Annotated in this window: 1 pseudogene; it reads right to left on the bottom strand. The window is 51.9% G+C overall.

From position 1 onward, the window contains the following. Window positions 1-46 precede the first annotated feature (46 nt). Window positions 47-266, bottom strand: a pseudogene (locus tag SB775_RS30260) (hypothetical protein); the annotation flags it as partial.

Below are 266 nucleotides of genomic sequence, written 5' to 3'. Positions count from 1 at the left end.
CGTTAAAAACACAGATGTTGTTGCAGTCTAAATTAGATAGCGTGATTCAAACGCCTGTTTTAACAGGTCCCCCTGGTCCAACAGGCCCAACAGGACCTGCCGGAGGTCCTGTTGGGCCGACAGGGGCTACGGGGCCTACTGGCGTGTGTGAGACATGTCCTACAGGACCAACGGGGCCAGCAGGAGCAACAGGAGCTACAGGACCAACGGGAGCTACGGGAGTTACAGCACCTACAATTACAGCTAATAATGCATTTATTGTTAAT

Source organism: Peribacillus sp. SIMBA_075 (assembly GCF_046534585.1).
The sequence above is the reverse complement of the archived record's forward strand: the minus strand, read 5'-3'. Positions and strand labels throughout refer to the sequence as shown.